This window comes from Paraburkholderia largidicola (assembly GCF_013426895.1).
Lineage (GTDB): Bacteria > Pseudomonadota > Gammaproteobacteria > Burkholderiales > Burkholderiaceae > Paraburkholderia > Paraburkholderia largidicola.
Genome location: NZ_AP023177.1, coordinates 453,852 through 479,888, shown reverse-complemented (window position 1 = coordinate 479,888; position 26,037 = coordinate 453,852). Strand labels below are relative to the sequence as shown.

Sequence of the window (26,037 nt, the reverse complement as noted above, 5' to 3'; positions counted from 1 at the left end):
AAAAAAGCGCCGCTCCCTTCGGGAACGGCGCTGGCTTCGATATCAGATGGTTCAGCTAAGTGCTCACGACCGGCTCTTTCAGATAACCGGCGGCACGACTCCATTCAAGGTCACCCGGGCCTTCGTAGATCAACTCGACGTCCTGCGCGAGGCATTGCCCGCCGGCGAAATCGAAGCGCTCTCCGGCCTTTATCGCGGCCACGCGATCTGCGTTTTTCCCGTAGACCACAAAGCCCCAGCGCTCACCTTTTTCCATGCTGAAGCGTGGTCACAGCGCGTGTGAACCGGATAACTGCGTGTGGAAGATCTGCGTCACACATCGGTTGTTGATTGTCCGCCATCTGGTTGCTCCATTGAGATGCCGCACGGAGCAACCCGCACGGGTCACTTGCCCGCGCGGGAGGTTGCATGAGGACGCCACGCCAAAGACGCGGCGTCAGTGAAGGCCTACGCGAAAGCAGGCTCGTTGTCGGGCGCAGCTGGCCACGCCAGCCACAGCAGCGATGTTCCAAGCCCGACAACGTCCGCCACCATTTGCAGCAGCTGGTCAATGTCGCGAGTGGCCAGAAGCTGCGCACCGTCGTGCATTACCGTCGAGAAAACGAAGTACACAACGGCAAACAGCCCGGCGAGCAACGTGCGGTTGCGAGCTGTCGGCTTCACGAATACGCCCCAGAACAGCGTGAACAACGAGCAGAGCGCGAATGCTCCGGCCAGATGTTCAGCAAACGACGGCGCCCACGAGCCGAGGTAGTGGACCTCGTCGTAGCGGAACCACACCTGATACGGCTCCGCGAAGCCTTCGAAGCGATGAAACGCCGCTACGAAGAGCGCCAGCAGAGTGATAACGAACGCACCGGCGTGCGTGTGCGGATTGCTTGCGGTACGTGCAAGCAGAAAAGGGCTGAACAGTTTTTTCAGCATGAGAGTAACCTCCGAGGTTAGAAAGGATGTTGCATGGTTCGCAGCGACCTGCGCTGCTCATCGGTATAGCGAAATGAAGCCTCCAAAAAGAGAAAAAGCCACTTCCTGTAGGGAAGCGGCTTTAGATGGGACGGAACGAGCCGTCCAGAGCGTCAGATAGACTTGCCAACCTGAACGCAATGTCGATGCGCGAAAGCGCTGAAGAACTTTCAGTCTACGGTTGCCGTCGGGCAGATCTGGCCCAAAACCTTTCGAAATCCCTAGCGCTTTCACGGAAAAAAAGCGCCGGTCCTCGAAGGAAACGGCGTTGGTTACAGGTCGCCCAACTCGGAAGTCTTCGATACATTCTCAGCCGAATAACCAAGCAATCGAACCGAATAGGCTTTGGCGATCTTCCGCTCCATCTCGCCTACAAGGGCTGCAACGGTTTGCTCGATCGAGGCTTGAGACATCCCGACCGGGAAAATCGCATAGGTTCCCGCAAGTACGTTCTCGCCAGCGCTGGTGAAGTCCCCATTGGCGAGCCACCACCGGTCGCATTCTTTATCGAAACTGAGCCAGATACTGGCCTGTTTCGGCGCAACAGCGGTCTCAAATATCTTGCTGAAAGCATCGACCAATCGATCCTTGCGCCAGCCGTGCAGTGCGAAGCCGGCGACAATCGCATCTTTCATAATTCCCTCCACGAAACGATGAGATGGTGTCGGAGAAGCCGTGACAGAGTGGTCCTGTCAGCAGTATTTCCAGAACCAAAAAAACCGCTTCCCGAAGGAAGCGGCATGTCAATCAGCTACGGTAGATTTCCGGCTCTTTCGAGCCTTCTTTTCCTTGGGTTTGGGTGCCTCGTATCCGAAGCGCGCCCACGCAGCAGGGTCAATCGGAATCGGATTGGTACGACCCGTCGCCAGATTCACAAAGACGCCGGAATACTTCAACGACCTGGTGCGGAACAGCGTCCACAGAAGATTGAACGCCTGAACCGCGATCGCAGAGTTGATGACCAGCGACTGCTTGCGCAGCGCGTCGGCCATCGAGCACGACGGCGTATCGTCGTCAGCGTCTTTCGACGGGTCAACCAGGTCCGGAAACAGCTCACCTACGTGTGGCAACCGCGCCGGACTGGTCTTCCTTTTCGCCCGGGGCATGGTCTGTCCGAGCACCACCTGCCCCCGATCCGTGTCGTTCCCGCAGTCGAGGTAATACGCAGCCGTCTCCCCGATTGAGTCGAGGATTGCCTTTCGGGCTGCACGCGTATCGACGCACCCGATAACGAGATCGACATTGAAAAGCGCCGTGCGACCGCTCAGGCGTTGCGTGACCGCCCGCCAGTTGGTGCCCATCAGCATATTCAGCCGGTTGACGATCAGCGACGCCTTGTAGCTGCCGACGTCATTCGGATAAAACCCCTGTCGTCCGACGTTGGTCGGACTGACAGTATCGTCGTCGTACACCGTGCACTCGATCCCCCCGGGGTGTCCCAGTTCGATCATGGCGTGGTGCAGGCGCGCGAGCGAGGGCAAAACTGCACTGCCCGTCCCTCCCGCACCAACGACGATGACTCTCCAGGGGCGCTGTACCATGTGCGCCGGTATTTCATGGCTGATCGCGTCTGTCATACTGCCTCCGGTTCGCGTATGGCCTGATACCACGTCAGGGGGGCGTGCTCCGTCTCCTCGAAAATGCCCTTTGCACAAAGACGCAGGGCAATACTCGGGTTTGGACGGTCACAGTTGCCGATGACAAGCGCCATCTTCACGTCATGGCGATCATCATCGTTATCGGTCGACGAAAAGTACGCGGGATGCCTGCCGTGCGAATGGCAGTCCACCACCAGCACTTCGTCACCCGACAGCGCCGGCGGCTGATACTTCAACGAGCCGCCGGTATGGGTAACGATGCCCACTGGCGCTAGCCGGAAGGCCTGCGTCGACGGACTCCACACAATCCAGGCACCCGTTTCCTTTGGATGCGCCTTGCGGGCCATCTCGGCAAATGCACCAACGAGATCTGCGGGGATGGTTTCGCACAGCAGCCGGGTTGTCGGGGTGACCCGACCGTACGGTATGGCCGTGCGAACGCTGAACTCCGCGACCTTGCGCACCAGCGAAAGCCAGGAACGCCGGATCTCGATGAAAACGCCGTCTTCAGCGACCAGCAACCGCTCGCCCGCCGCCTGCATCTCTGCGACGGCTTCGTTGCGCGGGACCATGACGGTCGGAAACGACCGTTGCAGTGTCATATCAAGAATATTCATGCTCATTTTCAGCCTTTGGGGCCCCGCGCGATCAGTTCGCCGAGGGTCCGTTTCATGGGCACGAGACATTCCAGGGGGAATTGCTCGCCGTACTTACCGGCCAGCATTTCCTTCCAGAACGCAAATTCGCCTCGTGGGTGATTGACACGTTTTCCACCCGCGTTGGGATGGGTAAACGCAGATTCGAAAAAGCCGCTCTCCCACCCATCAAGCGACGCAACGTCGATGCGGGCGGGTACGCGCGCGGAACCGATACAGATGGAACCGTGGTCCCACGTGTTGAAGTACGGCGGTTCAAACAACGGCGTGTCCGGTCTCGGCCGGGCAGCGCCGTCGAGCGCATAAACGAAGAAGCCGTTGGTACGCGCCTGAAAGATCAGTCCCGGATGCGGGACCACCGCGGTGACGGTGCCAAGCTCGGCGCAGTCGAAAAAAACACGACGCATTGTCGGCCGACACCACCAGGTCACTGCCGTCCGGTCGATCGCGAGCACCGTCTCAGGCAGGAACTCCGCATTGGCCGCACAGCGTTCGGCCAGCGAGTCGAGCGCCGTGAACAGCGCCTCACGGTCAACCGGTCGCCCCGCGCCAATCACCGGCCGTTTGCCGGTATTCGAGACGGGATGCGCGGTAGCGTAGATCGGGCTTTGCGAGTCACGTGATTGGGAATAGAGCAGGATTGCGCCACTCATCACCAGGTCGGTCGAATGCCCCGTCGAGAGAAGCAGATTTTTCATTTGCTGTTTCCTTAGGCACTACGCGTGAGCAAAGCTGCCACGCGATCGACCTGTCGAAGAATGGAAAAGCCCAACGACCAGTCGGCGTACTGCTTGCGGATGTCATTGGGAGATTGAGCGAGAGCGATGAACCCGTGGAACAACGAGCCATCACCGCCGCTGTTGAAGTACTCGTAGTGTGTGTCCAGGATGTCGCCGGTGTAGACGTCATCACACGCCGCGATCGAGGTTGCCCCGTAAATCACTTCCGGTCTGAAAGACCAGTCGAACAGGGCGCGAGGACCAGCACGGGTAAGCAGGACTGTCAGACGTTCGAGCTCCGCGCACAACATGCGGACCCAGCCGGTCTGCGTCCACTGAAGACGTCGTAACGCTTCGATACCAAGCGCGGGATCATTGCGCCAGCACCGACGTTTGGCGTTCCAGCGGCCGATTTCCATGCTGGGCGGGCAGACGTCGTCCCGAACCACTGAGGGCAGGTAATGCTGAAACTCGTCCGGATCATCGCCAAAGCGATCTTGCAAGAGCTTGATCGCGTCTTCATCGTCACACCACGGATCACCGTCCCAGTTCCATTGTGCGAACAGGGACAGAAAATCGTCCGGCGTGCGCATGACCAGCGTCCGGAACGATGCCCGGTTGATGAGAATCAGCGCCGTGGCAAGAAGGCGCGGGTGCGCTTTCCTGAGTGGCGCCGCGCGCTCCTCGATCACATAGACATGGTCCTCCGGGGTTTCGATGCCCAGATACAGCGCAGAGGTGGGCTCGAAATCGGAAGCGTCCGTCTGATACATGATCTGTTCCTGGACCGCATTCGTGTCCAGCAGATACGGTCGAAACAACAGACGTTTCATCGCGCCACATTCGCGACGGATCCAGGCGAACAGCGCCTGTGCCATCGCGTCGCCAGCACTTGCAAAAGTCTTCACGTCGGCCGCCCTGACGGGTCCCGACGTAAAGTGCTCCCCTACAAGGGTGGTCACATCGCGATCTGCCGGCCACTTCAGCGACGGTCGCGCCACAACAGCGCGCGACAGCTCGGGAAGAGTCAGAAGATCATTGGCAGGTCGACGTCGGGCAACGGCACGCTGCGCCGGTTGCCAGCTGACGCCCTCGAGAGCGACGTCCGCATCAGCAGGCCGAGGATCGAAGAACATTGCTCGATTTCCTTGTCATGAAAAAAAACCGCCCTTTCGGGCGGTTCAGTGGTGGATTGCATCGCCTCGTCGGCGATGCATTTCATGAGCGCGCGCTTACGCATCGCCGCCCTTTGCACCCGCCGCACGCATGAACGTGTAGCGAGCGATTTCTCCTTCGTAGACCGGGCCCTCGATTGCGGCCGTGGTCAGCTCGGGATACTGGGCGGAGTACAGATCTCGCACCTCTTCGGGAGAAAAGGTCGGACCGGGATCGACGAAGTTCACGCCGTTGTAGATGAACTCGCGAACCAGACGTGCGATGGAAATGGACATGGCGAACCTCAACCGAGAAGAGAGAGAAGATCAGTACCGGCGGAGGAACCCCCGGCACTCGCAGGCGTTGCAGCGGCGGGCGCCGCCGACGTGGACGCTGACTGGCCGTCATCGTCGTTGTCGTCGTCACCCTCGTCTTCGCTGCTGGCGTTCGACTGACCGGCTTTCGCCGGGGCCGTCTTTGTGCCTTTCGCGAGAGCCTTCTGTGCCTTCGACGCCTGGCTCTTTTCCGCTTCCTGCAGGATCGCCGCCGTTGCCGCCACCTGTTCGGACAGGGAAGCGTGCGCCGACGAATAGGAAATCACCGCGGCCACGAAACCCTCATCGAGTTCCGCCGGCGTTGCGGTCAGCACGAGCGGCTGACGCAATGCGGCTTCTTTACCGTCACCTTGAGGCACGACCACGACCGCCATGCGATCGTTGTCCATCTTCAGGGTGAGTTGCAGCTTCCCGCTGGTTCGCACCAGCGCTTCGAGTTGCTGAAACATGGGATTACTCCAGAAAAGAGAAACGCCGCGCAGTGGCGGCGTATACATAAGAGAGGTACGGGGCGCAGATCGCGCCCCGCGATTTCAGAACTTCAGCACCTTCGGCAACTTGCCCGTGTAGTCGAAACCTTCGACCGTGAGCAGCGCCTCAATGACTTCCGGCTTCGATTTCGCGAAGACTTTCTTGAAGGTGTCGCCAAGCGCGGCACGAATGCCAAGCTCCTCGGCGAGTACCATCATTTCGGACTTCGTGATCAGATCCAGAAGCTCCTTGTCGAGCTTCCAGTGCTTCCTCAGATCCAGCTTGTGCGACTTGCACAACTGGGTCAGGTTGGTCACCTCCAGACCTTCGATCGCGGCGAACAGCATCGCAATCATCAGGTCCGCCTGTTTGCTTTCGTCCGTCGCTTGCACGGCGTCGACAGCCTTCGGCAGATTGGCCAACGGTGCTTCGCTTTCAGCGATCCGCTCGAAGAACTTGCGGAACGCGCCATCATCAATCTGACGGGCATGACCGCTCAGCACGATTGCAATCAGATACTGGCGAGCCAGTTCGTGATTCATGCCGATGTCCACACGCAGCGCCTTGCGCCACAGCTTCACGCGATACGCCTTCACCCGCTCGGACTCGGCGACGACCGTGACCGAGGGATTCGTCGACGCTGGAGCACTGGCGGCCTTGCTGCCGGCCCCGGTCGCGCTCTTCGCCGCTGGCGTGGACTTTGCACCATCAGTCTTCTGTGGCTGCGAAGCAGCCTTGTCAGCCTGGATGCGAGCCGCCACCTTTTTCATGTTGCAGACGGTGTCGAAGCACTGACCGCGATAGACCTTGCCGATCGAATCCGGCAGGCCACTTACTGCCGCGCCATAGTTCGTGCAGGCATGACAGGCTTGCGCCTGTTCAAGGCCAACGCCCTTCGGCCCGTCGACGGCCAGCTGCACGCGCGTGTTGTTGTCCCCGGCCCGTACGATACGAACGGTCTGGAACTCATCGCGCAGGCCTGTGGCTGTCGCTTCAAGCTGCTTCTCCGTTTTCTCGTTGAAGCAGGTGCGGTTCGTACAGTTGCCCGTTCCGATCGCTTCGCCAAACATCTGCGCCTGCGTCGACGAGTTGTGCGGGCAACCCGCGCAATCCGCCTTGTCGAAGATGGCCGAAGCCAGCGCACACGAAGCCGATTCCACCAGCTTGCGCACGTCGGCGGCCGACCGCTTTTCCGCAACGACCACGGGCAGCACCTTGTCCTGATTCTCTTTCGAGAGCGCAGCCAGCAGTTCGGCGTGAGCGATGTTGATCTTGCGCTCGCTCAACGCATCGAGCACCGCCGTCGAACAGTTCAGCAGCGCGAGACGACTGTCCAGCGTTGCGCGCGACCAGCCAAGGATCTTGGCCGTCACATCGCGATCGCCACCGTGTAACCCGAGCAGCTCTGCAGCGTCGCGAGCTTCTTCGGCGGGGGACAGGTTATCGCGCTGGATGTTTTCGGTGAGCGCGATACGGCGCGCTTCGACTTCGTCGACGTCCTTTACAACGATGGGCATCGGGAAATCTTCACCGTGAGCGTCCATGGCACCGCGATAGCGGCGGCCGCCTGCGATCACCTCGTAGTCGAAATCGTCCTCCGTTACCGGGCGGACGATGATCGGCGTATCGACGCCGTGCGCGCGAATCGACTCGGTCAGTTCCGCCATCGCCTTCGGATCGAAGTACGTACGGGGGTTGCGGCCAAGCTTGATGCGCTTGAGGGGAGCAGTAAGTTGTTGTTGCATTGCAGGTTCTCCAAGGAGGGAACCTGCCCCCTGTCGGGAGTGGTTCCCGATGGGGTCAAAGATGGATGCCGGGCGGGCCGGCGGTTCGATGCGTCAGAGACGCGGTTGATTCATTAAAGATACGCCTCCGAGATAAGGCGATCCCCCGAAAAGCTGCACAAATCTATGCCGCTAAGAAAAAAGGCCCACCGCGATGGTGGGCCTTGGTTCAAAGGTCGCGTTACGGTGCGACGCTATCGCGCTGACGCTGTTCGAGGACGAGACGTGCGATCATCTTCGCAAGCGGCATCGCTACCGAGACTTCGCGCTGGTCGGCCGGCGCTTCCAGCACATTCAATACGAACGCCAATGCATCGATGACAGGTGTTGTACCGGTTGCGTGATTAGCGATCCATTCAATGAGGGACGCCTGATCGCGCTTCCAATCCCGGTCGTCATGGACATAGCCGAAACGTTCGCAAAGCAGTCGATGGAAGTTTTTGAACTCGTGCTCCGCTCGCGCGCTGGCTTGAGTGCCGTTATCGGTCTGCGAGCATAGACAGGTGTTGCTTTCGGAAGGGTGAGGTTGCATCGGCAAATTCTCCAAGGTGGGAGTCTGCCCCCAACGGGAGCAGGCTCCCGTTGGGATCAACAAAGGGCGGCCTGCCGTTATCGGGAAGGCGCCGGTTTAGAAAAGCGTTAGCTGGTCGATCGTATCGAACACGGTGCGTTCTCGTGCACCGCTTGCGAGCGACTGCTCGAAAAGCTCAGCCAGCGAGGCACCGCGACCTAACGGTTCTGGCGTGGTCCGCGACGTTCCGCGTTCCAACACCTCCACGTCAGCAGTTTCGATCTCCGCTGCGACTGCGACTTCCTCCACGACATCGGGCGTTTCAGCCACATCAACGACAGGCTGCTGTTCCAACGCGACCGCTTCACGAAACAGATCCGCCTCGAGTCGGCGCCGTAGCTTGAACGTCCAGCCGCCAAGAATGTGCGCCGGCGTGTACCAGGTGCCCCACACCTCCATCGACAGCGCGTTGCCGTGCACAACCGTTGCGGGAACGTGCAGCAGCGACAACTGTTAGGTTGAATTCGCACGTGTCAACAGGATTGCGTGATCTGGCGATTTGCTGAACACTGAGCACTGCCCGAGCAGCCCATGCCTCTTTCAGAGGCGAGTAGCTTGGGATTGCCGCCTTTCCCTGCGGCAATCCTAAGGGGAGTCTAGCAATGGTGGTGCGCAGGTCATTCGATGCGGCGACGTTGACACGACTTCGCGCGATGCCTTTAAGCGTTGCGTTGGAGTTCCTTTCCGTGCACGCCAAGACCGACACCACGTACCTGCCGTTGAAGGACAAGCACAGCCGACGCTGGCATGTAAAGACATTGCGCGGTGAATTCGAGATCCTCATCACGGGGAGCAAGTGGTACGACACACGAGCACAGATCGGTGGAGGCGGATCGATCGATCTGGCCATGCATCTGCTGGGCCTATCGTTCGTCGATGCGGTCACACACCTTGCCGCCAATGAGGGCCAACATGGTCCGAATCATTCGTAAGGCGGCGTTGCCAACGCCCTCTGAAGTCATCGACCGTCTGCGTCCAGCAGCCACTCAGGCGCTAACAATGACTTTGCGCGAACCAAGGCCCGAAGGTTTTCCACTTCTGTTCACGGCGCAGGGACTGTTGATCGAGCCGGCGGTTGCCTTCCTTCATGACCACTCCGTGCGACAGGCGCACACGGCCGATACACTCAGAACCTACGCGGAGATACTCTACGACTGGTTCGAGACGCTTGAACAGAACAACATTCCGTGGGACGACGCTGACGTAGCCGACTTGGTGGCCTATCGCAACCGCATGTTGACGCAGCCGAGTACCCACACAGGCAAACCATATCGCATTTCGACGATCAACCATCGTGTACGCGGTGTGCTACGGTTCTATAAATGGGCTGTAGGAACGAGTTGGCTTCAGGCTTCAATTTTGGTTGACGCCCCTCTCACTTCCAGATTGACGAGGCCGACGCGATCAGTCAGAACTTACTCAGCTCAGGCGCCTGAGCGCAGCTTTTTCATACTGCGGCAGTTTGAGTCCCTGCCGCGGCCGCTTACGTCCGAGCAGGCGGTCGAACTTCTGGCCAGGTTGCCGCCACCTTACGACCTTATGGGGCGTTGGCAACTTTTCACGGGGCTACGCATCAGCGAACTGTTAAGCCTACGCGTCCATGACGTCACGAATTGCTCGTCATCGTCAGCGTCGCTGTACAGGATCGAAGTAACACGTAAGGGACGCAAGCCAAGCTATGTGCTTGCGCCCGCATGCTTGCTTGATGAGACGGAAGCCTACCTGTCCGGGCTTCGACAAGCCTGGTTGTTGCGCGCACGCCGCAGAGGACGCGCCGCTGAGACCTTAGCGCTTTTCGTCAACTCACGTGGCTCCCCTGTTGGCAAGAACGCTTACCAGCGTGTCATCAGCCGCACTGGACAAGTTTGCGGATTTAGGGCGACCACGCACCTGTTGCGAGCAACCTTCGCGTGCATACTGTTGGCGCGGCTCCAACGGCTGGCCAGTGAGGGCGCCGCAATCAACCCGCTGATGATCGTCAAGGTGCTCTTGGGGCACGAGCACATCGAGACGACAGACCGCTACCTGCGCGCCATCGCCGTAGAAGCGTTCGCGTTCAAGCAGGTTCTGGAGACACTGTTGTCCGGTGCGCGATGACCATGGCCTCCACTCGCCAATCGATACCCAGGAAGTTCGCAAACGATGCAGAAGTCATTGATGTCGGTGGGTCACCCATTTCTTACGACGCACCTCGTCTCGTGCGCCGAACTGTCGTTGACTTTGGTTCGCTCGGTCTTCCCGTCGACGTCGCTCGGGCCCTCGCCGAGGCCTTCTGGTGCCACTTCGGCGCTATGGCTCGACATGACTTCTCGACGCATTGGCACCACATAAAAGTTTTCGCTAGGTTTGTCCGCGAATCCGCCGCCGTCACTGGCCTGGCTGACATTCACAGCGGCATGTTGCTGCGTTATATCGAGTGGTTGAACGCCCAGCGCGGACCAGACGGGCAACCGTGGACCAAGGGCACCCGGGCAGGCACCTACCTCACGCTGCGCAAGATGCTGCAGTGGCTCGAGCGCTACAGGCCCGGCGTCATCGCATGCATTGAGTATCCCTTCAACCCTTTCCCGTGGCGAAACCGCGATGCTCAACCGTCGACCAAGATGCGTGCAACTGAACTACGAGTGTTGCTGCGGGCCTGCGAGACAGACATCGCGCGCATACGTGCCGACCGTGAGGCCGCCGCGGCGCAGCGCATTGCCAATGCCGGCGAACCAGGAACGCTCGGCTGGCTTCTCGATCACATTGACCGATGCGGCGTCTTGCCCCACACGCATGATCTGAGACGCCCCGGTCAATACGCACTTCGAAGCGCTCTGTACCGACTCGGCGGCCGCAGACAAGTTGAGCCATACCTCTATCCGCGTGCGGAGTCCCTGTTGCCGTATTACTTGGCCATCATGGTCCACGCGGCCGGCAACCCCGAGCCCATCGCCGAACTCGGCCGCAACTGCTTGCAGTCCCTGCCGTTGCTCGAAGATCGTCAGGCGCTCGTTTGGTTCAAACCGCGTGCTAACAGCACCCAACGGCTAACTTTCGATAATGCTGATCCCTTCGGTCCGCCTGCGCTTGTCAAGGAGATACTTTCTTGGAACGACCGACTGCGGCCCTTGGCGCCGATTTGCATGCGCGATCGTCTGTTTCTATACCAGGGCCACTACGGAGTGATGGCCCTCACCAGTGACGCCGTCAAGAAGATGATCAAGCCTTTCTGCGAGCGGCATCGCCTGCCGATCTTCACGCTTGTATCGATCCGTCCCGGCGTCCTCGCAAGTTTCTACCGCGTTTCAGGCGATCTGCGCCGCGTCAAAGCCATTGCCAACCACGCACACCTTTCGACTACCGTTCGCTACGTCCAGACACCGGAGGTCGAGGCACAGCACCGCATCCGCATCGCCGCCTTGCAGCAAGCGTTCATCGGCCATATCGTGCAAGTCCGCTCGAACAGCGCGTCTGAACGCGTCTCGTCGAAGCCAGCGTGCAATAAATCGAGCGTACCGACCGGCGAGGTGGTGTCGATGTTCGGCTTCAACTGCACGGATCCCTTCGCCGGAGTCGCTGCGGGAACCCGCCCCGGCGAACTTTGCACTAACTTCATGGGCTGCTTTACTTGTCCGAATGCCATCATCACGCCTGATCCATCGACGCTGGCCCGGCTGATTCAGGCACGCGATCACATCCGGGCTGCTTCTGCGGTGCTGCATCCGGCGCGCTGGCAGTCCATCTACGCACCGCAGTTGCAGATTCTCGAAGAGGACATCCTCCCTCGCTTTTCGGCTGCGGAACTGGCGGCAGCGCACTCCCTGGTGGCGCAGTTGCCCCCGCTGCCGGATCTTCGTTGAGGTTCCCCAATGCGTCCTACGGAAGACCTTCAGAACGGCAGCCCGATCCCGGCGATTCAAGCTGAGGCACTTGCACACGATGATCGGCCGTGGTTTCTTGATTCGCTTTGGCGCGCTCCGGTCTGGGTCTTCAAACCGACGAGTGCCCTCGAAGAACGCAGGCCAGTGCGCATCGACTGGCGCTTCAAGCTTCCGAGCGGCGCGCTCTTTGTGGAGCCTCAATTTGCGCAGCTACTACACTGCTGCAAGCAGGTCGTCGCAATCATCCGCAGTCGCTCGCTGGGAACTGGCCTGACACAGCGCGCAACGACAACCTTCGCCCTTTTCATGCGCTTGCGGACACTTGTGCGTTGGATGGAACAGACCGGCTACAAGCGCTTCGCCGATCTCGACGCAACAGCGCTGTGGCAGTTTCAACGCTCGATCGTGCAGCGGCCGGGGGTTCAGCGGAACGCGCTTGCTCCTTCCACGGTCCGGAGCTATCTCGACGCACTCTCGTACCTGCACCGTTTTCGTGATCAGCTTGACGACGGTTTGCAAATCGACCCCTTCCCAGGCCGTGATCTGCGCACCGTCATGGGCATGCGTGGGACCACCGGCCGTCACTGGCCGTATACCCCTGAGGTCGTGGCAGTGCCGCTAATCCAAGGCGCCATTGATCTGGTAGCCAGCGGCTCAGCGCTCATCCTGCAAGCCAGGGACGTCTATACGCAGGCCATGTCCGCATCCAATCGGCGCGGCTATGAGCTCGACACCTGCACGGTTGCGGCGACTCGCGCGTTGCGAGATGCGTGCATTGAGGTTCCTGGTCAGCAGGGCCCGATTCTGTCTGTCTACGACCTCAGGCGGTCAATCGACGCGCTTTACGCGGCGTGCTTTGTTGTGATTTCCTACCTGGTTGGGCCCCGGGCGAGCGAGATCCTGCACCTTGAGGCTGGGTGCGTGCAACGTCGGCGCGTCGGCAGTGCGGTCGACGAAGAGATCACTGTGATCGTCGGCTCCGTCTTCAAGGGCGAGGCCGGGTACAACGGGCGGCCGCACGAGTGGGTCGCACCACCCCCCGTTGTCGCCACCATCGCCGTTCTCGAAGCCTTGTCGGAAGGACATCGCGCGCAGACAGGAAGCCCAAAGCTGTGGCTCCGCCGCAGCAAGGCAGCGGGTGCCACCGAATGGCAATTGTCGTGCCCCGGATCACTGAAGATCATCTCGTCTACCCGAATAGTCTCGCTGCTGCAGCGCTTCGCGGCGCGACTCATGTTGCCAAAGCATGAGGGCAAAGCCTGGTTACTGACCACACATCAAGGCCGCAAGACCTTTGCACGATTCGCCGCATTGCGCGATGGATCAGCATTGCTCGCGCTCGCTCAACATCTCGGACACCGCGAGCGCGCTGTCACCGACAGCGGTTATGCAGGCACCGACTATCACCTCAACCGGGAGATCGAATCTGAGATCCTTGAGCAGTCGGTCGCGGCGTGGGAACACATGCTTGTCACGCCGGGTCTGGGTGGGCGCGCCGGAGTTGAGATCACGGCCAAGCGGCCACGTTTTCGGGGCACTCGAATCAAGCAGGACGTTAAAAGCTACGCCCGCTTGCTGGTGGACGCTGGTCTCGCTCTCGGAATATGTGACTGGGGCTACTGCGTCTATCGTGAGGATCACAGCGCCTGCCTGGGCAATGCCATCGGCCCCAACCCCGCGCGCAGAGAGCCATCGACCTGCGCGCGCTGCAAGAACTTCGCGGTTTCAGATCAGCATCGGTCCTACTGGGTCGAACAGGTTCACCGGCATGAAGAGCTCCTCAACGAAGTCGCATTGCCCCGACAGACGCTGCACGTCGTCCGCGAACGGATGGAAGAGGCACGCTCGCTCGTCCGTGCGATCGACGCTCCCAAGGAGGTCAAGGATGCCAAGCGCAAACGCTGAGCCTGCAGCCGCAACGGCCGCACAGCGCCTTCGACGGGCACTGCAAGAACTAGCGTCGCTCGAGGGTGCAGGGGTGCCAACCGCTACAGCGCTTTGCGAGCTTGCGGGGGTCTCGCGTAACGCGCTTTACCGATACCACGTCGACGTCCTGGGTGAGCTTCACTTACTTCAGCGTCGGCTGCATCAACGTCGGGCAAATCCACGCCAGACTTTACAACAGCTTCGCAGCGAGAACGAGAGGTTGCAATCGCAGGTGCGCAAACTCGCGGCGCTTGTGGATCACTATTTCGCCGCCTGGCAGGAGGCGAGTTCAATGCTGCGGCGGCGGGAACGAGAACTTTCTAACCTGCGCCGTGGAGTCAAGCCAAGAATAGTCCCGCGGCGTGAGTAGGGGTGCATTCAATAAGGGGATTTCTCGTACGGCAGGCGCTCGGGGCGTGCGCCGCGAGCGTCCCTGATCGACCCGTAGGCGACCTTCAGGCATCTCCAAAGCGGACGCTGGACGAAGGAATCGCGCGTACAGATCGGCTACTTCGGAAGCACTGAATTCTGTCGCTTGAGCGTGCGCACTTCTTTGGCTAGTTGATACGTTATACCGATAAACAGCGTAACAAAGAGAGGCGCACCAACCAGAAGAACTTTCCAGCCCGCGCCCTTGACCAACGATACGGTCAAAATAAACAGCATCATCGCGAGTAGCGATAGATATCCCTTTACGAAACGCTGAACGATCCTCTGTTTTTCGCTTTGCATATCGATAGATTGACCAACTCCCTTGTAATTGTCGAATGCCGGGGTAACCTGAATTGTTGACTATTCGTGCATCGATGTCGATCGACCGGTTGTGGCCGTTCTCACCCTTTCTCATGCCCCGGCTCATCCAACTCTTGGTCTTCTTGAGACAGAAGGGCGGATAGCTTGGACGGGGAGAGGCGCTTCATTTTCCTTTCGAGCTTGCGATCGTATTGCCGGTCGTTTGGCTCTGAGGCCTGAGCCTTGCGCGCGTACTGCTGCACGAAGCGATTGAGCTCGCCAGCCAGCCGAGTTTTTGTACGGTTCGTAGCCATTTATCGATCTTGCACCGTTCCAAGTCATGCGTAGCGTAAGCCTGCGACCCGATTGTCACCGATTCAGATACTGACGTCGAGTGACCGTTTAGGCCGTTTGTGGAAGCTGAGTCTCATTGACGCTGAGGGCTTGAGTTGGTCCGGGAGCTCACTTCGGCCGTGCAAAAATTGTTCGGACTTCGGTTTTCCAGTCGAGCAGCAACTGGGCGACGCAGTTGGAATGTTCAGGATTCGCATCCAGCCCCATTCGCTCGCTCGCGATGGTGTCAAGGTATGCCGCGATTATCGACGCATTCGCTCCCTCATCCTGCAGCATTGAGAAAGCGATGGGGAGGTACCCATAATATTCCTCGCGTGCCGTCGGGCTGTTCGCGACACCAATCGGGTCCCAAACATAGAACAGAACTTCGTCCACTCGTCGGTACAGTTCCAGTTCATCATCGGCCAACTTGTGTCCCATCAGCTTTCCCTTATCTCACCACTCGCTCATCAAGAGACGGACACGGAAATTGTCCACGATCTAGGCGTCGGCGACGACCGACCGTTCGTGGCCGCGCACTGCCTCATGCAAAACGCATCGTCGGCTTCCCGTCCGTTGGTTCTGATCGACGACAGGCGACCCACAACGGGCGATCAGCTTTCTACGAAGCGGACATTCAAAGACGAAGCACGTAGAAGACTACCGTCTGTCTGATCTTCGAAAATTGACTTGGTCGTCAAGGATTGTATATTGGCCACCAGACAATGGAGCTCGCACGATGACAACAGCTGCAAGTCCTATCGATCCAATCACCGGTGTCCTTGAAGCTTTTGCATCCCACGACGTTGTCGCGATTTGCGATGGCGGTCACGGATGTGAACAAGCTTATGCGTTTCGGATTTCGCTGATCCGGGACGCCCGATTTGCTCACATGGTGAACGACATCGTGGTTGAAAGTGGCAATTCTCTTTATCAGGAGATGATGGACCGGTTCGTTGCAGGGGAAGACGTCCCCGAAGATACACTCCGCCAAGCATGGCAAAACACGACACAACCCCACGACGTGTGGGATCGGCCTGTCTTTGAGGGGCTTTTTCGTGAAGTCCGCGAAGTGAATACCTCACTCCCGAAAGACCGTCAGATTCGAATCTTGTTGGGAGATCCGCCGATCGATTGGTCGAAGATCAGCAGCGCCGAGGATCTCGTTGAAGCTCGGAATGCCGCTGGCGACCGCGATAGCTGGCCAGTAAGAATTATCCAACGTGAAGTGCTGGCGAAACGGCGCCGCGCGTTGGTCATCTACGGTGGCATGCATTTGTTGCGTAAGAACCTCTACTGGCAAGCGAAAAACCAAGAGCTAGTGAACCACCAATTTAACCCACTACCCGATGGCATCGTTTCGTTGCTGCAAAGCCAGGGCATCGAAGTTTTTTCTGTCTGGGTTCCAGTATTTGTTGATCTGGCAACCCTACAGGCCGACGTTACCTCTTGGCCGACTCCCAGCCTCGCGCATATTCGCGGCACGCCGCTCGGGGAGGCGAGCTTTCGCTCATATTATCCGCACCCCATTTTCACCAGGCATGACGACGGCATCGAAGAGATCTATGTCGACCCTATCCGCTCTCCTGTGATGCAGGAGCAGTTTGACGCCATCCTTTATCTTGGACCACCCACCGCGTTGACCTGGAGTCAACTGTCCCCGACGTTGTCGTCTGATCCGGAATACATCAAGATGCGCTCGCAGAGGCTTGCCTGGGCCGGCATGGGCGGCGGTGGCTAACGCGTCGGCGTTTGTCGGTCGGATTTCAGACCAACTTTATCGAGCTGCTCGTCGGTGCGCCGCGACCGAGAAGGGGAATCTCAGTGCGGGGGAGGGGCTTTGCAGAGAGCTCCGTTAGCGCGATCAAACCACCCCTGTCCCTATGAAGATGAATGGAGCCTTGCTGCTTGCCTTTCGCTCCACCGGTTGACGAGCATAGTAGATGTCCCACTCTTCTTCACTAGTCTGTACGAAGGCGTGGCGTCTGTAAAAGCGGTTCGAATCACTGCCGCGCAAGGCGCCGAGACGGCCCGGCATGCCTTGCGCGCATCCGCGCTCGTGAAGACATCGCGTAGGACGGCCGCGCCGATACCCTTTCCCTGATGCTCCGGCAAAATATAAAAGTGATCGATTAACCAGTGGTCTGCTTGCGGGCGAATCAGAATGAAGCCAGAGCGAACACTATTGACCTCGATGAATCGACACAACGCTGGATCGAACGACGTTAGAAATCGCTCCCGCGCGCGCCGAGGGTCGAAACGACCGATGCGCTCCAGGCTCTCACGCATCGCGGCGATAACGGCGATACGAACGGCAACTAGTGTTTCGGCATTGGACTGCGCCGTAAGGCAATAGGTGATGTTCATGGAAGGGCGGCTTCCGGACAACGGTCATGCGGCGCCGCCAATAATAACGCCGCGAATCGATTGGTACCAATCCACGCGTCCATCCCGGAGATCCGCTCCTGGCCGCTTGCCGTCTAATGCGAAACGCCTCGGCGGCCCGCTGCTCCTTCGTGCCGATTGACGACGCGCGACCCATCAAATACGTTCGGACCGCCCGAAAGCCGACGCTTGTGTGCGTCCGTTACGGTCTCCACGCCGCATTTTGCAAGACGACTCGGTAGCCGTCGGGATCCTCGAACGTCCGGCCCGACACCTCCCAATAAGGATTAAGCGACGGCACGTGCACAAATCCATTGTCGACAATGCGATCACATGTTAGCTGCCACTCTTGTCGATCTGGAATGTAGAACACCAGCAAGTCCTCGTTCGTTGGGCTCGGCACCACTGGATGTTCGGCGCAGTGGGTGAACTCAAAGTGATAGTCCATACCGGGACGTCCAAGCATCACTCCGTCGAACCCTTGATGATTCTGAAAGTTTGCCAGCACGGCCAAGTTGAACGCTGCGCAGTACATGCGTTCAGCGCGGACAAGATTACTAACGGGCCGGGCGATTCTGATATGCATCCGCATATTGTGGAAACCATTGTCAACGGTGTTCAAATATCTCTATGGCGAGCTAAACCGAACGGAATGTTGTTCGCCGATTGGCAGGCGTTAAAACGTGACCGGATCTGGCTGACGGCGGTCCGCTGGCTAGTCCTTGATTCGTAACGTCATCGTGAGGTCGTCAACTGAGCGCCCGGAAAGACGAAACCTGTCATTGCGTCGTCCAACTTCTTCAAAGCCCAAGGATCGATAGAGGCCGATCGCAGCATTGTTGTCGCTGAAGACAGATAGATCTATCCATTCGATGTTGTTACGCGCAGCGAATTCTATGGCTCCCTGCATCAACCGCCGCCCCAAGCCTCTCCGATAAAAGCTCTCCTCGACGCCGATGCCGAGACTGGCTCGATGTTTCTCTGACGGTATGCTGGAGCCGGTCAGGTCAAGATGTGCGACGAAGCGTGAATCGGGACTTTCCGCCGCCCACACTTTCATCCACGTTGGCTGAGGCAAAGGGGTTGCCAAACCTTTTTCGAAGCGAGCGCGACGCTCCGTTGACGCGAAGTCAACGCCTTCCATCGGCGAGAAGAACGGGCGTCCACAGCGCCCCGATTCCGCAATCTGCCTGTTCAGATGTTCTGCCCAACGCGTGAAGTCGGCAGGCGTTAGAGAAACGATCTTTAGCATCCTCGGCGCCTTGAATGGTTGACATGAGCTGGATTGTCGCCGATTTTGGCCGCGAGCCCGATGGCCGCTGTTGGCCGACTCGTGTCTGATGCGGCTAGCTCGGGTCGACTCGGAAATGACAGGCGCTCACTAGTTACGTCGGAGATCGTTGCTGACGTTGACACACGATATCGATTTCCCTTGACTTCGGACCTGCCGTCCCCGCCGGCGTCTTGTGCAAATCCCAATCTCCATTTGCTTCACCTTCTCTGATAAGGGTTCCGTCAATTTTCCGATAGCGATGGAGCCGTTCTGTTGTCTCCCGCGTCTCACAATTAAATCCCCGATACGTGTCGGCAACCTGTATGCCAATAGCAGCTGCCATTCCGGGTGACGGGATGAATCGCTCCCACACCCATATCCAACCATATTCGGATCTGATCGAGCTGACATCGATCATCCAAGCATCGCCAGCCATCTCTTTCGGCAAATAAGGGTTGGGTTTCGCATTGTCCGCAGTAACCCAATGTGGAGAAGTTATCTGATGCGGGTCGGCGGGAATGGCTGATAGCGGATCTTGGCCACGAATTGGTCGGCTGACAGTCTGGCATCCAGCGACGAGAAGGGTCGAAAGCACGCAAACGATTGGAAGCTTCATTGTTTTGGAATTGTTGATTGCGACTGACTGATCCATCCAGTGGATGTCAAGGCTGTTTACGTTGATAACGGCACCCAAGAGCAGACTTTGAGTCCAGCCACTCTGCAATTGTCAGCAATCTAGGGATCAACGTCCGACGTCCGAAAGTGGCCGCACTGCGTCCCACGACCACGCGCTGCAATCGTTCCAGGCGTCTGCGTCATGCAATCGGCATAAGACGACCCACAAGGGACAGTCGAGACTGCGGAAAGCGGACGTTCGCGCCATCGCTTGGCTACGTGTAACGGGCGATATGGAGCTTGCGACTCTCTCAAGCCGCAAGTCGCGTCGGCATTGGAGTTCGCTATACAAGCCCTTGGGCGGTCATCGCTAACAGCAGGCGTTCAGCGCCGATGCCGAAACCGGCTCCCTCTTGATAGGCGCCGCCACCTACTACTTGCTGTTGTGCTCCGAGTTCGGTACAGCGCATTTCGAAGCCCTGACCGTTCAGATAATAGCTGAGGCCTCTGCTGGCCGAATTGTCGATTTCATAGCGAAGGCCGAGTGATTCGAAGAAGCCGATCGCAACCTCCTGGCTGCGCTTGACCGCGAATTCTGGGTTGGGGCATAAATACTCAAATCCAAGCTGGGAGAATTCGCGGTAGCGGCCGGCTTGAGGTCGTTCGTAGCGATAGCATCGCGCGATATAAAACAACATCCGCTCCCGTTGTCGGCCCAGCAGCTCACTGCATCGCTCCTGAAACAGTGCCGTTGCCTCAGGAATCAGGCAGCAAGCGCGTCCCTTCTTATCGGGAAAGGCCCACATCTGGTCGATGATCTCGCTGCCGCCGGCTTTTTGAATGAATGTATCTTGCGACCACAGCGCGGGGACAATCGCCTCCTCTGCTCCAACGTTAATGAAGATAGCTCCGGAATTGGGTTTCCAGAGCGCGAATTTGTGCGGCTTCCTTGCCAACGATGAAGCGAGTTCCGCGAATCATGGTCATGAGAGTCCTCTCAGGGCAAAAATAAAAAAAGGCGCCGTAGGCGCCTTGGTCGTTTGTACAGGAAGGGGAACTGCAATCCCAGATGTCCTGTTATGGACGTAACGAACCACGGCGCGTCTGGTGACGACCGTGATGATGACGAGATTGGTTCGGGACGTTACGGAGTTCCATGCTAGCCATATTGACAGATTAAATTTGATTTGTGAACCGATGGCTAAGGATCGTCGACGATCTGTGCTCAGTCTCGGTTGGTTCCTTTTATTTATCGCCGGATACACGATCATCGAAACAATCATGCTCCCGGCACTTGAAACTATGACAGCATCGTTAGCCATCGACGGAAGCCAAGGAACGTTCTTCGGGATGCTGAGTGCCGCAGGGGCACTGGGTGGCGCCGCTGGTTACTACACCGGTAGTTGGCTTATTTTGAACAGAACGTCGCTCGAAACATGGACGATATTCGGTAGCGTCGGTGCAATCGGATTTGCAGCGTCCGCGCTGATACTTCCGACAATCCCCCGGCAAGTGTCACTGGAATAGGCCTACGACAGCAGCACAGCGACCTTCACCGAAAGCTTGCAGCAAGCGCTCATTTGAGTGACAAGCTTGAAAGTCTCTTCATAGCCGGTTCCGGCATGCCAAGCTACGGGACCCCAGCGGGGGCGTGGCCCAGTTCAGCGGACAAGTACAGGATCGAGTTCCTTCGGCGTCAATCCAAACTTCGCCATGCGACTGCGATGATCGGGGGATCCCAAATAGATGCGAAGCTGCTCGTTTACCGAGACCAGCAGATCTCGGTTGTTCCTGTTAAACGAAAATGCCCCGATCGGTAGTTGCTCCGCTTCGTTGGCTTCGTGTCGGTGATCTACCGCTGCTAAAGGCGCCCCGATTCGATCGGCCAGTATGCGGTTTCCCAAGGCGGTACTCGCATAAGCGTCGACCGCCCCTGACCGAACGGCTTCGATTGCGTCGGCCTGTTGATCGAAAATGACTATCTGCTCATCGCGCACTCCTGCCGCCTTTGCCGACTCGTGTTGCACCTGCCCGGCAATGATGCCGAGGCGCGCGTCGCGGCTTTTCGCGAATAGCGCGTAGCTATCAAGTGCTCTTGAGTTTCCTGTTCGCACAAGGAAACCATCCCTGATCGCCCATACCGGCATGCTGAACGCGACCAGACGCGCGCGTTCCGGGGTGACGAACAGCGGGACATTCATGTCCCAGCGGCCAGCCGCTACCCCGGGCAACAATTCGCTGAAAGTGGTTATGCGATGCTCGATCCTGGTAACGCCGATCGCACGAAGGATCGCGTCCGCCAAATCAAGGTCTGCTCCTGTAGCCGCCCCGTTCGCATCTGTCCATCCGAATGGCGGCTCTTCGATATATGCGATGGTTACCTTCATCTTTCTCCTCGCCGAGCGGAAACGGCAATGGGCAGCCTTGCCGATTGTTGACGATTGTACTCAAACAAACGTGGGTCGCCTTTTGGCCGACCAGCGTCCGACGACCGAGTGCAGCGATCGTCGCGGGCACGGGATTTCATGCAAAAGGCATAATCCACCCATTGCCGACAGACAGTCTTCAAAATAGCAGTCAGTCATCTGGGAGCGTTTTCCAGTCGGACAGCGATACGCCTCTTGAGACGCACTTCCGTCAGGGGAGCGCCACCAATCTCGATGACCTTGGCTGAGCCGTCGGTCCGAAATCCGCGCTGAACGTAGAAGGACTGCGCCGACTTGTTATCTTTCAACACCCATAGCGTGACTTCGGAATAGCCCTCGGCATAGAGTCCTTCTGAAGCTTCGCTCATTAACGCCGTCCCGATGCCACGGTTCCAGAAGGCCGGTGCCACGTAAATCGCTTCGATCTCTGCGCAACACGATTCAACGTCGTCATCACGGGATGGGCCGTATGCGATCCAGCCGACTACCGCGTCATCCACTACAGCGACGAGCACGCATGGCGTTCCAGCCGTCAACGTTTTCAGCCACCTCTCGGCCCGGGTGACCACATCGAGAGCAGCGAGGTATTCGCGTGGCACGATGTCCTTGTAGGCTTCTCGCCACGTGTCCACGTGAACCGTGGCTACCCCTTTGGCGTCAGCGGTCGTTGCGGGGCGAATCTCGTGTTCGAACGATGACGAAACGTTCATTGGACGAGCGGTTCCATTTCAAAATTGAAAGTTGATCCCGAATGTTTCGCCCTGGTTGACGGCCGACCGACGGTGCAGGCAGCGACCAAGCCCGATTGATCCTTCGGACTTCCCCAACGGACTCTGAATCGTTGGTCTCACTGGCCAATTTGTTCGGCCGGTAACGGTGTTTCAATCACCGTGCCGCCGTCGCGATAAGCTTGATACGCGGTCGATCCCGTTCGCCACGAAAACACTCTGTCGAGGGAAGTGCCCAAATACATGGCGGCCGCAAAGTCATCAATGGCAATCGAAGGTGGGATCGTACAGGCTTGCTGCGCGGCATGTAATGTTTCGCGTCTCTTTGGATCACTGCTGTAATGAACAGCACAGCCGCCGGGCAGTAATCCCAGGCAATCGAGCGGACGATGAGCCGAGCCCCAGAACGAATCTGTAAGGCCAGCCTCGAACCAACACATTGCGCCTGCACTCATGCCCGCCAGCAATACGCCGCTTTCCCACGCCTCTCGCAAAGTCGTATCAAGCCCCCACTCGCGCCAGACGGCAAGTGCAGATCGGGTATTCCCGCCACCTACATAAATGGCATCCTGCTCAAGCAGTCTTGGGCGGAAGTCGGAGACAAGAATCGACCTCGAGTCGGGTTGCCGAAAGAATGCAAGATGAGATGTTTTACAACCCATACTGCCGTAGGCGGCGTCGAACTTGTCGAGGTGAGCGGGTAGGTCTCCGCTGGGCGTGGCGAGATAACACATACGCGGCCGCGCCTTTCCTGTGAGGCGAGTGATATGCGTGTCGATTGGCGATGGCGAGTCTTCCATCATGAAGCCGCCACCGCCTATGGCAAGGATGCGTTGCATGGATGCCCCCTCGTTGATCGTCGATTGTCGCGCGAACCGTTTGACGCTTGGTTTCGAGATTGTCGACGATTTGAGGGCCCACGTCGAACGTCCGCAACGTGGCCGGGCAGCGTCCTTGGACTATCAATCACGCCTCACCGCGACTGCTGCGTTGCAAAGCTGGAACCAACCACAGAGACAGAATATTCTACGCAGATAGGCCTGAAACCCGATCGGTTAGCGCGAAAGGACCAGTGTTGACGCCCACACAATCAACATAACAACTGGACGTACGTCATGTGGACGCAGCAAGGATCTATATCGATGCAGGTTGCGTGCATCGTCTGCTGAAAATTGTGACCTGCAGCGAGGATTGAATCCGCTGCGGCGATCACCATGCCGCCAGCGCCGCAGGCCGGTTCATGCATCCGGAGAAAACCACGGCGCTCAACCTCCGCACCGACGTCCCCCATCAACATCATCGACATCATGCGGGACACGCTGTAGGGCGTGAAGAACTGCCCTGCCCGTTCATTGCCGAGGCCTAACATCATGTACGTTTCGCCGAGGACATCGGTCAGGCCGCCACTAACTGGCAGACCGTCTGCGGATTCCTTGCGGACCACCGCCACGCGTCGCTCGAACGATTCAACGAGAAAACCGAGCATCTGCGGGAAGCGCTCCACTTCCTCCCGCTTGTATTTCCCGACGATCTCGAGGTAGCGCTTTTCGCGCGCATCGAACTGCGCGCGATCGACGCTGTTACTGATCGCCAGCGCGCTTATTTCGACAAACTCGGAAAACACCGTATGCAGATGGTGGCCATAGGAAAACGACTGGATGAGCTTGACGAGTTCCTTCTGTGCAGAGTCCGCGGTCAGATCATGCTTGCGTTGCGCAGCTTTTCGGCTCACCGCAGATCCTCCCCGGCGCCGAAATGGGCCTGAAGAACCGCGTACAGCCGGTCGAAATCAGGTACCTCTCCCAGCGCCAGTGAACGCTCTACGTCAAAGCCAGCCAGCTGGAATATCGCGGCGCGATCCACGACGGGTCGCACCGATCCGGCGGCGAACTCATCACGGGCCTTCCAGATGATTCGGGTGGCCAGCGTCTGATACGTACGGCGCAGTTCGCCGATCACCTGGTCGGTTGAAGCAACGCGTACCGCAGGATCGGGAGTCTCGCCGAACAAACGCTTTTCGGTTGCGGCAACAGCGCTGTAGTGACGCCATGCAGCCGTCTGTGCATCAATAAAAGTTTGGATGAAGTGATTAAACATGCCGGATTCCAAATGTGATCCGGGGCGCGTCCCCCAGCGGGGCGGGCCCCGATGGGAAGGTAGAAGGTGCTGTTCAGATGCCGTAATACCGACGCACCCGCCGGCGGCGCTCGGCAAACGGGCGGCCGCCAGTAACCGAGAGAGGTGCTCCTGCTACGAGGTGACGAAGCGCTGCCGCACGGAAATACGCGGAGTGGCGCTTCTTCGCCCTGACGATCCGCAGCAACTGCTCATGAGGCAAGCCATAGGTCTGCCAGACCATCAGGCCGAATCGAAGAATGCGTTGTCTGTTCATGGTGTGCTTCCAGTCAAGATGACGGGAGCACGCCCGTCGGGTGTGGGACCCGTCGGGGTAAATAAAAACGCCTGCATGTGCAGGCGTTCGGTCGATGCGTCATGGACGCGATTGATGAAACCATCTTAGCGCCCCCAGACACCTGCTCAACGGGAAATGGGCGCGTGATTCGTACGGCTTTTGCCGGGATCGTGATCTGATATCCGGGCAACCTTATCCACAGATTTTCTGGATAACCCTGTGGACTAGTTCGTTGCAGCCTGCGCGTCTAGAGGCGTTGATCGGGTTTGCCCGCGACAGCGGCACCAAAGAGTCACCCGAGCCGGCTCAGGTACCTAACCCAGAAAGCTCCAGAAATCCATACAGCTTTTGGCCATTCGACCGCGCAGATCAAAAGCTTGCCGCAACCGGCCAGCTTTCGGATGACACCACACTCGACGCGCGATCGACAATGACATGCGCGCCTGTCCGCGCGTTAAGGAACCAGATCTTATGTCGCAAGCCGCGGATCATCCGAACACCACATCGCCACTGTATCGACGTCGCGTCATCTATCGGACCGATGTGACGAGCTTCGGCGAAGGAATCGTAACGGCGCACGATGAGCAGGCAGGGATCGTCATTGTGATGGACGTCGACGACGGCTCTTTCTGGCGCGGCTCGGACGACGATATCGAAGTCATTGTTTAAACCGGATCAGCAACCTATGTTTAGTCCTGTTGAAAACGGCGCCATTCTCGGCACGATCATCTGCGCAGCCCTCTTCGTCTGGAATCTCGCGACCCTCGCTACCCAGCACTCGCACTGGCCAAATTGGACCGCCCTCGCGATGACACTGGGTGTAATCGGCGCCGTTATCGCGGCAAGCCTGATTGTCTCCCTTCGTGTCGAACTCCGCGCGCGCCGGGAGCGCCGCAAGCGGGCGGCAATGGAGCAGCGATATCCCAATGCCATGTCACCCGACTTCCGCGGGAAGTGGTTCCTCACCGATAAGGCGACCGGACGCGAGTTTCGAATTAACCACGACCACCGCTGATCCCCTCGTTTTTTTCGCCGCCGCCATCATGTCGCCAGATTTCGCCCATATGGCCATCGGCGAGCCTGAACCGACG

General features: G+C 58.5%; 33 protein-coding genes and 1 pseudogene. 9 read left to right on the top strand and 25 right to left on the bottom strand.

Annotated elements, in window-relative coordinates; translation table 11 throughout:
- Positions 1-55 precede the first annotated feature (55 nt).
- From PPGU16_RS41560 to PPGU16_RS41505, 12 genes are all read right to left on the bottom strand, one after another.
- Positions 56-256 (bottom strand): hypothetical protein, encoded by a 201-nt coding sequence (locus PPGU16_RS41560; protein WP_243460791.1) that lies wholly within the window; start codon positions 254-256, stop codon positions 56-58.
- Between the two features lie 191 nt (positions 257-447).
- Positions 448-924: a hypothetical protein gene (locus PPGU16_RS41555; RefSeq protein WP_180727400.1), complete on the bottom strand. Its 477-nt coding sequence runs from the start codon at positions 922-924 to the stop codon at positions 448-450.
- 311 nt (positions 925-1,235) lie between these two features.
- Complete coding sequence (locus tag PPGU16_RS41550) at positions 1,236-1,598, bottom strand: hypothetical protein (RefSeq protein WP_180727399.1); 363 nt, start codon at positions 1,596-1,598, stop codon at positions 1,236-1,238.
- Positions 1,599-1,706: 108 nt separating this feature from the next.
- Positions 1,707-2,540, bottom strand: a complete 834-nt coding sequence (locus tag PPGU16_RS41545; protein ID WP_180727398.1) for a PRTRC system ThiF family protein — start codon at positions 2,538-2,540, stop codon at positions 1,707-1,709.
- Positions 2,537-3,178: a PRTRC system protein A gene (locus tag PPGU16_RS41540; protein WP_180727397.1), complete on the bottom strand. Its 642-nt coding sequence runs from the start codon at positions 3,176-3,178 to the stop codon at positions 2,537-2,539. Before PPGU16_RS41540 ends, PPGU16_RS41545 begins: the two co-directional genes overlap by 4 nt.
- Before the next feature lie 8 nt (positions 3,179-3,186).
- Positions 3,187-3,915, bottom strand: a complete 729-nt coding sequence (locus tag PPGU16_RS41535) for a PRTRC system protein B (RefSeq protein WP_180727396.1) — start codon at positions 3,913-3,915, stop codon at positions 3,187-3,189.
- Positions 3,916-3,926: 11 nt separating this feature from the next.
- Entirely contained in the window at positions 3,927-5,072 is a 1,146-nt protein-coding gene (locus tag PPGU16_RS41530; RefSeq protein ID WP_180727395.1) for a PRTRC system protein F, read from the bottom strand.
- Positions 5,073-5,168: 96 nt separating this feature from the next.
- The gene (locus tag PPGU16_RS41525; protein ID WP_180727394.1) at positions 5,169-5,387 is read right to left on the bottom strand and encodes a PRTRC system protein C; all 219 of its coding nucleotides are present in this window, start codon (positions 5,385-5,387) and stop codon (positions 5,169-5,171) included.
- Positions 5,388-5,395: 8 nt separating this feature from the next.
- The gene (locus tag PPGU16_RS41520) at positions 5,396-5,875 is read right to left on the bottom strand and encodes a PRTRC system protein E (RefSeq protein ID WP_180727393.1); all 480 of its coding nucleotides are present in this window, start codon (positions 5,873-5,875) and stop codon (positions 5,396-5,398) included.
- An 84-nt stretch (positions 5,876-5,959) separates the two neighbouring features.
- Positions 5,960-7,642, bottom strand: coding sequence for a PRTRC system ParB family protein (locus tag PPGU16_RS41515; RefSeq protein ID WP_180727392.1), 1,683 nt, complete (start codon positions 7,640-7,642; stop codon positions 5,960-5,962).
- Between the two features lie 220 nt (positions 7,643-7,862).
- Positions 7,863-8,213 carry a hypothetical protein gene (locus PPGU16_RS41510; protein WP_180727237.1) on the bottom strand — a complete coding sequence of 117 codons (351 nt, stop codon included), beginning with the start codon at positions 8,211-8,213 and terminating at the stop codon, positions 7,863-7,865.
- Positions 8,214-8,309: 96 nt separating this feature from the next.
- Positions 8,310-8,702, bottom strand: coding sequence for a hypothetical protein (locus PPGU16_RS41505; protein WP_180727391.1), 393 nt, complete (start codon positions 8,700-8,702; stop codon positions 8,310-8,312).
- A gap of 236 nt (positions 8,703-8,938) precedes the next feature.
- Between PPGU16_RS41505 and PPGU16_RS41500 the strand changes: the two genes are divergently transcribed.
- From PPGU16_RS41500 to PPGU16_RS41485, 4 genes are read left to right on the top strand one after another with little or no spacing between them, the layout of a single operon-like run.
- A complete protein-coding gene (locus tag PPGU16_RS41500; RefSeq protein WP_345961200.1) occupies positions 8,939-9,184 on the top strand; it encodes a hypothetical protein in 246 nt (81 codons plus the stop codon).
- Positions 9,165-10,349: a tyrosine-type recombinase/integrase gene (locus tag PPGU16_RS41495; protein ID WP_180727389.1), complete on the top strand. Its 1,185-nt coding sequence runs from the start codon at positions 9,165-9,167 to the stop codon at positions 10,347-10,349. Before PPGU16_RS41500 ends, PPGU16_RS41495 begins: the two co-directional genes overlap by 20 nt.
- A 2-nt stretch (positions 10,350-10,351) precedes the next feature.
- The gene (locus PPGU16_RS41490; protein WP_180727388.1) at positions 10,352-12,094 is read left to right on the top strand and encodes a hypothetical protein; all 1,743 of its coding nucleotides are present in this window, start codon (positions 10,352-10,354) and stop codon (positions 12,092-12,094) included.
- Between the two features lie 9 nt (positions 12,095-12,103).
- Positions 12,104-14,020, top strand: a complete 1,917-nt coding sequence (locus PPGU16_RS41485) for a site-specific integrase (RefSeq protein ID WP_180727387.1) — start codon at positions 12,104-12,106, stop codon at positions 14,018-14,020.
- Positions 14,021-14,874: 854 nt separating this feature from the next.
- Here PPGU16_RS41485 and PPGU16_RS41480 read toward each other — a convergent pair.
- Positions 14,875-15,087 (bottom strand): hypothetical protein, encoded by a 213-nt coding sequence (locus tag PPGU16_RS41480; RefSeq protein ID WP_180727386.1) that lies wholly within the window; start codon positions 15,085-15,087, stop codon positions 14,875-14,877.
- 148 nt (positions 15,088-15,235) lie between these two features.
- Positions 15,236-15,547: a hypothetical protein gene (locus PPGU16_RS41475; RefSeq protein ID WP_180727385.1), complete on the bottom strand. Its 312-nt coding sequence runs from the start codon at positions 15,545-15,547 to the stop codon at positions 15,236-15,238.
- Positions 15,548-15,845: 298 nt separating this feature from the next.
- On the opposite strand from PPGU16_RS41475, the gene PPGU16_RS41470 reads away from it, so the two are divergent.
- Positions 15,846-16,847, top strand: a complete 1,002-nt coding sequence (locus PPGU16_RS41470; protein WP_180727384.1) for a hypothetical protein — start codon at positions 15,846-15,848, stop codon at positions 16,845-16,847.
- Positions 16,848-16,970: 123 nt separating this feature from the next.
- Here the strand turns inward: PPGU16_RS41470 and PPGU16_RS41465 are convergent.
- Together PPGU16_RS41465 and PPGU16_RS43260 are read right to left on the bottom strand one after the other, a co-directional pair.
- Positions 16,971-17,473 (bottom strand): annotated as a pseudogene (locus PPGU16_RS41465) (GNAT family N-acetyltransferase).
- A 220-nt stretch (positions 17,474-17,693) separates the two neighbouring features.
- Positions 17,694-18,026: a VOC family protein gene (locus PPGU16_RS43260; protein ID WP_345961208.1), complete on the bottom strand. Its 333-nt coding sequence runs from the start codon at positions 18,024-18,026 to the stop codon at positions 17,694-17,696.
- Here PPGU16_RS43260 and PPGU16_RS41460 point away from each other — a divergent pair.
- A complete protein-coding gene (locus PPGU16_RS41460; RefSeq protein ID WP_180727383.1) occupies positions 17,976-18,224 on the top strand; it encodes a hypothetical protein in 249 nt (82 codons plus the stop codon). The two genes, PPGU16_RS43260 and PPGU16_RS41460, sit on opposite strands and share 51 nt — an antisense overlap.
- Here PPGU16_RS41460 and PPGU16_RS41455 read toward each other — a convergent pair.
- The 3 genes from PPGU16_RS41455 to PPGU16_RS41445 form a co-directional block, all read right to left on the bottom strand.
- On the bottom strand, positions 18,207-18,743 hold the full coding sequence (locus PPGU16_RS41455) for a GNAT family N-acetyltransferase (RefSeq protein WP_180727382.1): 537 nt from the start codon (positions 18,741-18,743) through the stop codon (positions 18,207-18,209). The genes PPGU16_RS41460 and PPGU16_RS41455 overlap by 18 nt on opposite strands.
- Positions 18,744-18,876: 133 nt before the next feature.
- Entirely contained in the window at positions 18,877-19,416 is a 540-nt protein-coding gene (locus tag PPGU16_RS41450; RefSeq protein ID WP_180727381.1) for a hypothetical protein, read from the bottom strand.
- 307 nt (positions 19,417-19,723) lie between these two features.
- A complete protein-coding gene (locus PPGU16_RS41445) occupies positions 19,724-20,335 on the bottom strand; it encodes an ATP phosphoribosyltransferase regulatory subunit (RefSeq protein WP_180727380.1) in 612 nt (203 codons plus the stop codon).
- 151 nt (positions 20,336-20,486) lie between these two features.
- On the opposite strand from PPGU16_RS41445, the gene PPGU16_RS41440 reads away from it, so the two are divergent.
- A complete protein-coding gene (locus PPGU16_RS41440; RefSeq protein WP_180727379.1) occupies positions 20,487-20,906 on the top strand; it encodes an MFS transporter in 420 nt (139 codons plus the stop codon).
- A gap of 134 nt (positions 20,907-21,040) precedes the next feature.
- Here PPGU16_RS41440 and PPGU16_RS41435 read toward each other — a convergent pair whose 3' ends face one another.
- The 6 genes from PPGU16_RS41435 to PPGU16_RS41410 all read right to left on the bottom strand — a co-directional run bounded on the left by PPGU16_RS41435 (position 21,041) and on the right by PPGU16_RS41410 (position 24,925).
- Positions 21,041-21,766: a transporter substrate-binding domain-containing protein gene (locus PPGU16_RS41435; RefSeq protein WP_180727378.1), complete on the bottom strand. Its 726-nt coding sequence runs from the start codon at positions 21,764-21,766 to the stop codon at positions 21,041-21,043.
- Positions 21,767-21,960: 194 nt separating this feature from the next.
- Positions 21,961-22,515 carry a GNAT family N-acetyltransferase gene (locus tag PPGU16_RS41430; protein WP_180727377.1) on the bottom strand — a complete coding sequence of 185 codons (555 nt, stop codon included), beginning with the start codon at positions 22,513-22,515 and terminating at the stop codon, positions 21,961-21,963.
- Positions 22,516-22,652: 137 nt separating this feature from the next.
- The gene (locus PPGU16_RS41425) at positions 22,653-23,372 is read right to left on the bottom strand and encodes a Type 1 glutamine amidotransferase-like domain-containing protein (RefSeq protein WP_180727376.1); all 720 of its coding nucleotides are present in this window, start codon (positions 23,370-23,372) and stop codon (positions 22,653-22,655) included.
- 251 nt (positions 23,373-23,623) lie between these two features.
- Positions 23,624-24,265 carry an N-6 DNA methylase gene (locus tag PPGU16_RS41420; RefSeq protein ID WP_180727374.1) on the bottom strand — a complete coding sequence of 214 codons (642 nt, stop codon included), beginning with the start codon at positions 24,263-24,265 and terminating at the stop codon, positions 23,624-23,626.
- On the bottom strand, positions 24,262-24,630 hold the full coding sequence (locus tag PPGU16_RS41415; protein ID WP_180727372.1) for a hypothetical protein: 369 nt from the start codon (positions 24,628-24,630) through the stop codon (positions 24,262-24,264). Before PPGU16_RS41415 ends, PPGU16_RS41420 begins: the two co-directional genes overlap by 4 nt.
- Positions 24,631-24,703: 73 nt before the next feature.
- Positions 24,704-24,925 (bottom strand): hypothetical protein, encoded by a 222-nt coding sequence (locus PPGU16_RS41410; RefSeq protein WP_180727371.1) that lies wholly within the window; start codon positions 24,923-24,925, stop codon positions 24,704-24,706.
- A gap of 492 nt (positions 24,926-25,417) precedes the next feature.
- Between PPGU16_RS41410 and PPGU16_RS41405 the strand changes: the two genes are divergently transcribed.
- Together PPGU16_RS41405 and PPGU16_RS41400 are read left to right on the top strand one after the other, a co-directional pair.
- Entirely contained in the window at positions 25,418-25,615 is a 198-nt protein-coding gene (locus tag PPGU16_RS41405; protein ID WP_180727369.1) for a hypothetical protein, read from the top strand.
- Positions 25,616-25,631: 16 nt separating this feature from the next.
- The gene (locus PPGU16_RS41400) at positions 25,632-25,961 is read left to right on the top strand and encodes a hypothetical protein (RefSeq protein ID WP_180727368.1); all 330 of its coding nucleotides are present in this window, start codon (positions 25,632-25,634) and stop codon (positions 25,959-25,961) included.
- Positions 25,962-26,037 lie beyond the last annotated feature (76 nt).

Coding starts and splice junctions, on each gene's coding strand:
- PPGU16_RS41560 (WP_243460791.1), bottom strand. CDS start 256: ATGGAAAAAGGTGAGCGCTGGGGCTTTGTGGTCTACGGGAAAAACGCA.
- PPGU16_RS41555 (WP_180727400.1), bottom strand. CDS start 924: ATGCTGAAAAAACTGTTCAGCCCTTTTCTGCTTGCACGTACCGCAAGC.
- PPGU16_RS41550 (WP_180727399.1), bottom strand. CDS start 1,598: ATGAAAGATGCGATTGTCGCCGGCTTCGCACTGCACGGCTGGCGCAAG.
- PPGU16_RS41545 (WP_180727398.1), bottom strand. CDS start 2,540: ATGACAGACGCGATCAGCCATGAAATACCGGCGCACATGGTACAGCGC.
- PPGU16_RS41540 (WP_180727397.1), bottom strand. CDS start 3,178: ATGAATATTCTTGATATGACACTGCAACGGTCGTTTCCGACCGTCATG.
- PPGU16_RS41535 (WP_180727396.1), bottom strand. CDS start 3,915: ATGAAAAATCTGCTTCTCTCGACGGGGCATTCGACCGACCTGGTGATG.
- PPGU16_RS41530 (WP_180727395.1), bottom strand. CDS start 5,072: ATGTTCTTCGATCCTCGGCCTGCTGATGCGGACGTCGCTCTCGAGGGC.
- PPGU16_RS41525 (WP_180727394.1), bottom strand. CDS start 5,387: ATGTCCATTTCCATCGCACGTCTGGTTCGCGAGTTCATCTACAACGGC.
- PPGU16_RS41520 (WP_180727393.1), bottom strand. CDS start 5,875: ATGTTTCAGCAACTCGAAGCGCTGGTGCGAACCAGCGGGAAGCTGCAA.
- PPGU16_RS41515 (WP_180727392.1), bottom strand. CDS start 7,642: ATGCAACAACAACTTACTGCTCCCCTCAAGCGCATCAAGCTTGGCCGC.
- PPGU16_RS41510 (WP_180727237.1), bottom strand. CDS start 8,213: ATGCAACCTCACCCTTCCGAAAGCAACACCTGTCTATGCTCGCAGACC.
- PPGU16_RS41495 (WP_180727389.1), top strand. CDS start 9,165: ATGGTCCGAATCATTCGTAAGGCGGCGTTGCCAACGCCCTCTGAAGTC.
- PPGU16_RS41490 (WP_180727388.1), top strand. CDS start 10,352: ATGGCCTCCACTCGCCAATCGATACCCAGGAAGTTCGCAAACGATGCA.
- PPGU16_RS41485 (WP_180727387.1), top strand. CDS start 12,104: ATGCGTCCTACGGAAGACCTTCAGAACGGCAGCCCGATCCCGGCGATT.
- PPGU16_RS41480 (WP_180727386.1), bottom strand. CDS start 15,087: ATGGCTACGAACCGTACAAAAACTCGGCTGGCTGGCGAGCTCAATCGC.
- PPGU16_RS41475 (WP_180727385.1), bottom strand. CDS start 15,547: ATGGGACACAAGTTGGCCGATGATGAACTGGAACTGTACCGACGAGTG.
- PPGU16_RS41470 (WP_180727384.1), top strand. CDS start 15,846: ATGACAACAGCTGCAAGTCCTATCGATCCAATCACCGGTGTCCTTGAA.
- PPGU16_RS41460 (WP_180727383.1), top strand. CDS start 17,976: ATGATTCTGAAAGTTTGCCAGCACGGCCAAGTTGAACGCTGCGCAGTA.
- PPGU16_RS43260 (WP_345961208.1), bottom strand. CDS start 18,026: ATGTACTGCGCAGCGTTCAACTTGGCCGTGCTGGCAAACTTTCAGAAT.
- PPGU16_RS41455 (WP_180727382.1), bottom strand. CDS start 18,743: ATGCTAAAGATCGTTTCTCTAACGCCTGCCGACTTCACGCGTTGGGCA.
- PPGU16_RS41450 (WP_180727381.1), bottom strand. CDS start 19,416: ATGGATCAGTCAGTCGCAATCAACAATTCCAAAACAATGAAGCTTCCA.
- PPGU16_RS41435 (WP_180727378.1), bottom strand. CDS start 21,766: ATGAAGGTAACCATCGCATATATCGAAGAGCCGCCATTCGGATGGACA.
- PPGU16_RS41430 (WP_180727377.1), bottom strand. CDS start 22,515: ATGAACGTTTCGTCATCGTTCGAACACGAGATTCGCCCCGCAACGACC.
- PPGU16_RS41425 (WP_180727376.1), bottom strand. CDS start 23,372: ATGCAACGCATCCTTGCCATAGGCGGTGGCGGCTTCATGATGGAAGAC.
- PPGU16_RS41415 (WP_180727372.1), bottom strand. CDS start 24,630: ATGTTTAATCACTTCATCCAAACTTTTATTGATGCACAGACGGCTGCA.
- PPGU16_RS41410 (WP_180727371.1), bottom strand. CDS start 24,925: ATGAACAGACAACGCATTCTTCGATTCGGCCTGATGGTCTGGCAGACC.
- PPGU16_RS41405 (WP_180727369.1), top strand. CDS start 25,418: ATGTCGCAAGCCGCGGATCATCCGAACACCACATCGCCACTGTATCGA.
- PPGU16_RS41400 (WP_180727368.1), top strand. CDS start 25,632: ATGTTTAGTCCTGTTGAAAACGGCGCCATTCTCGGCACGATCATCTGC.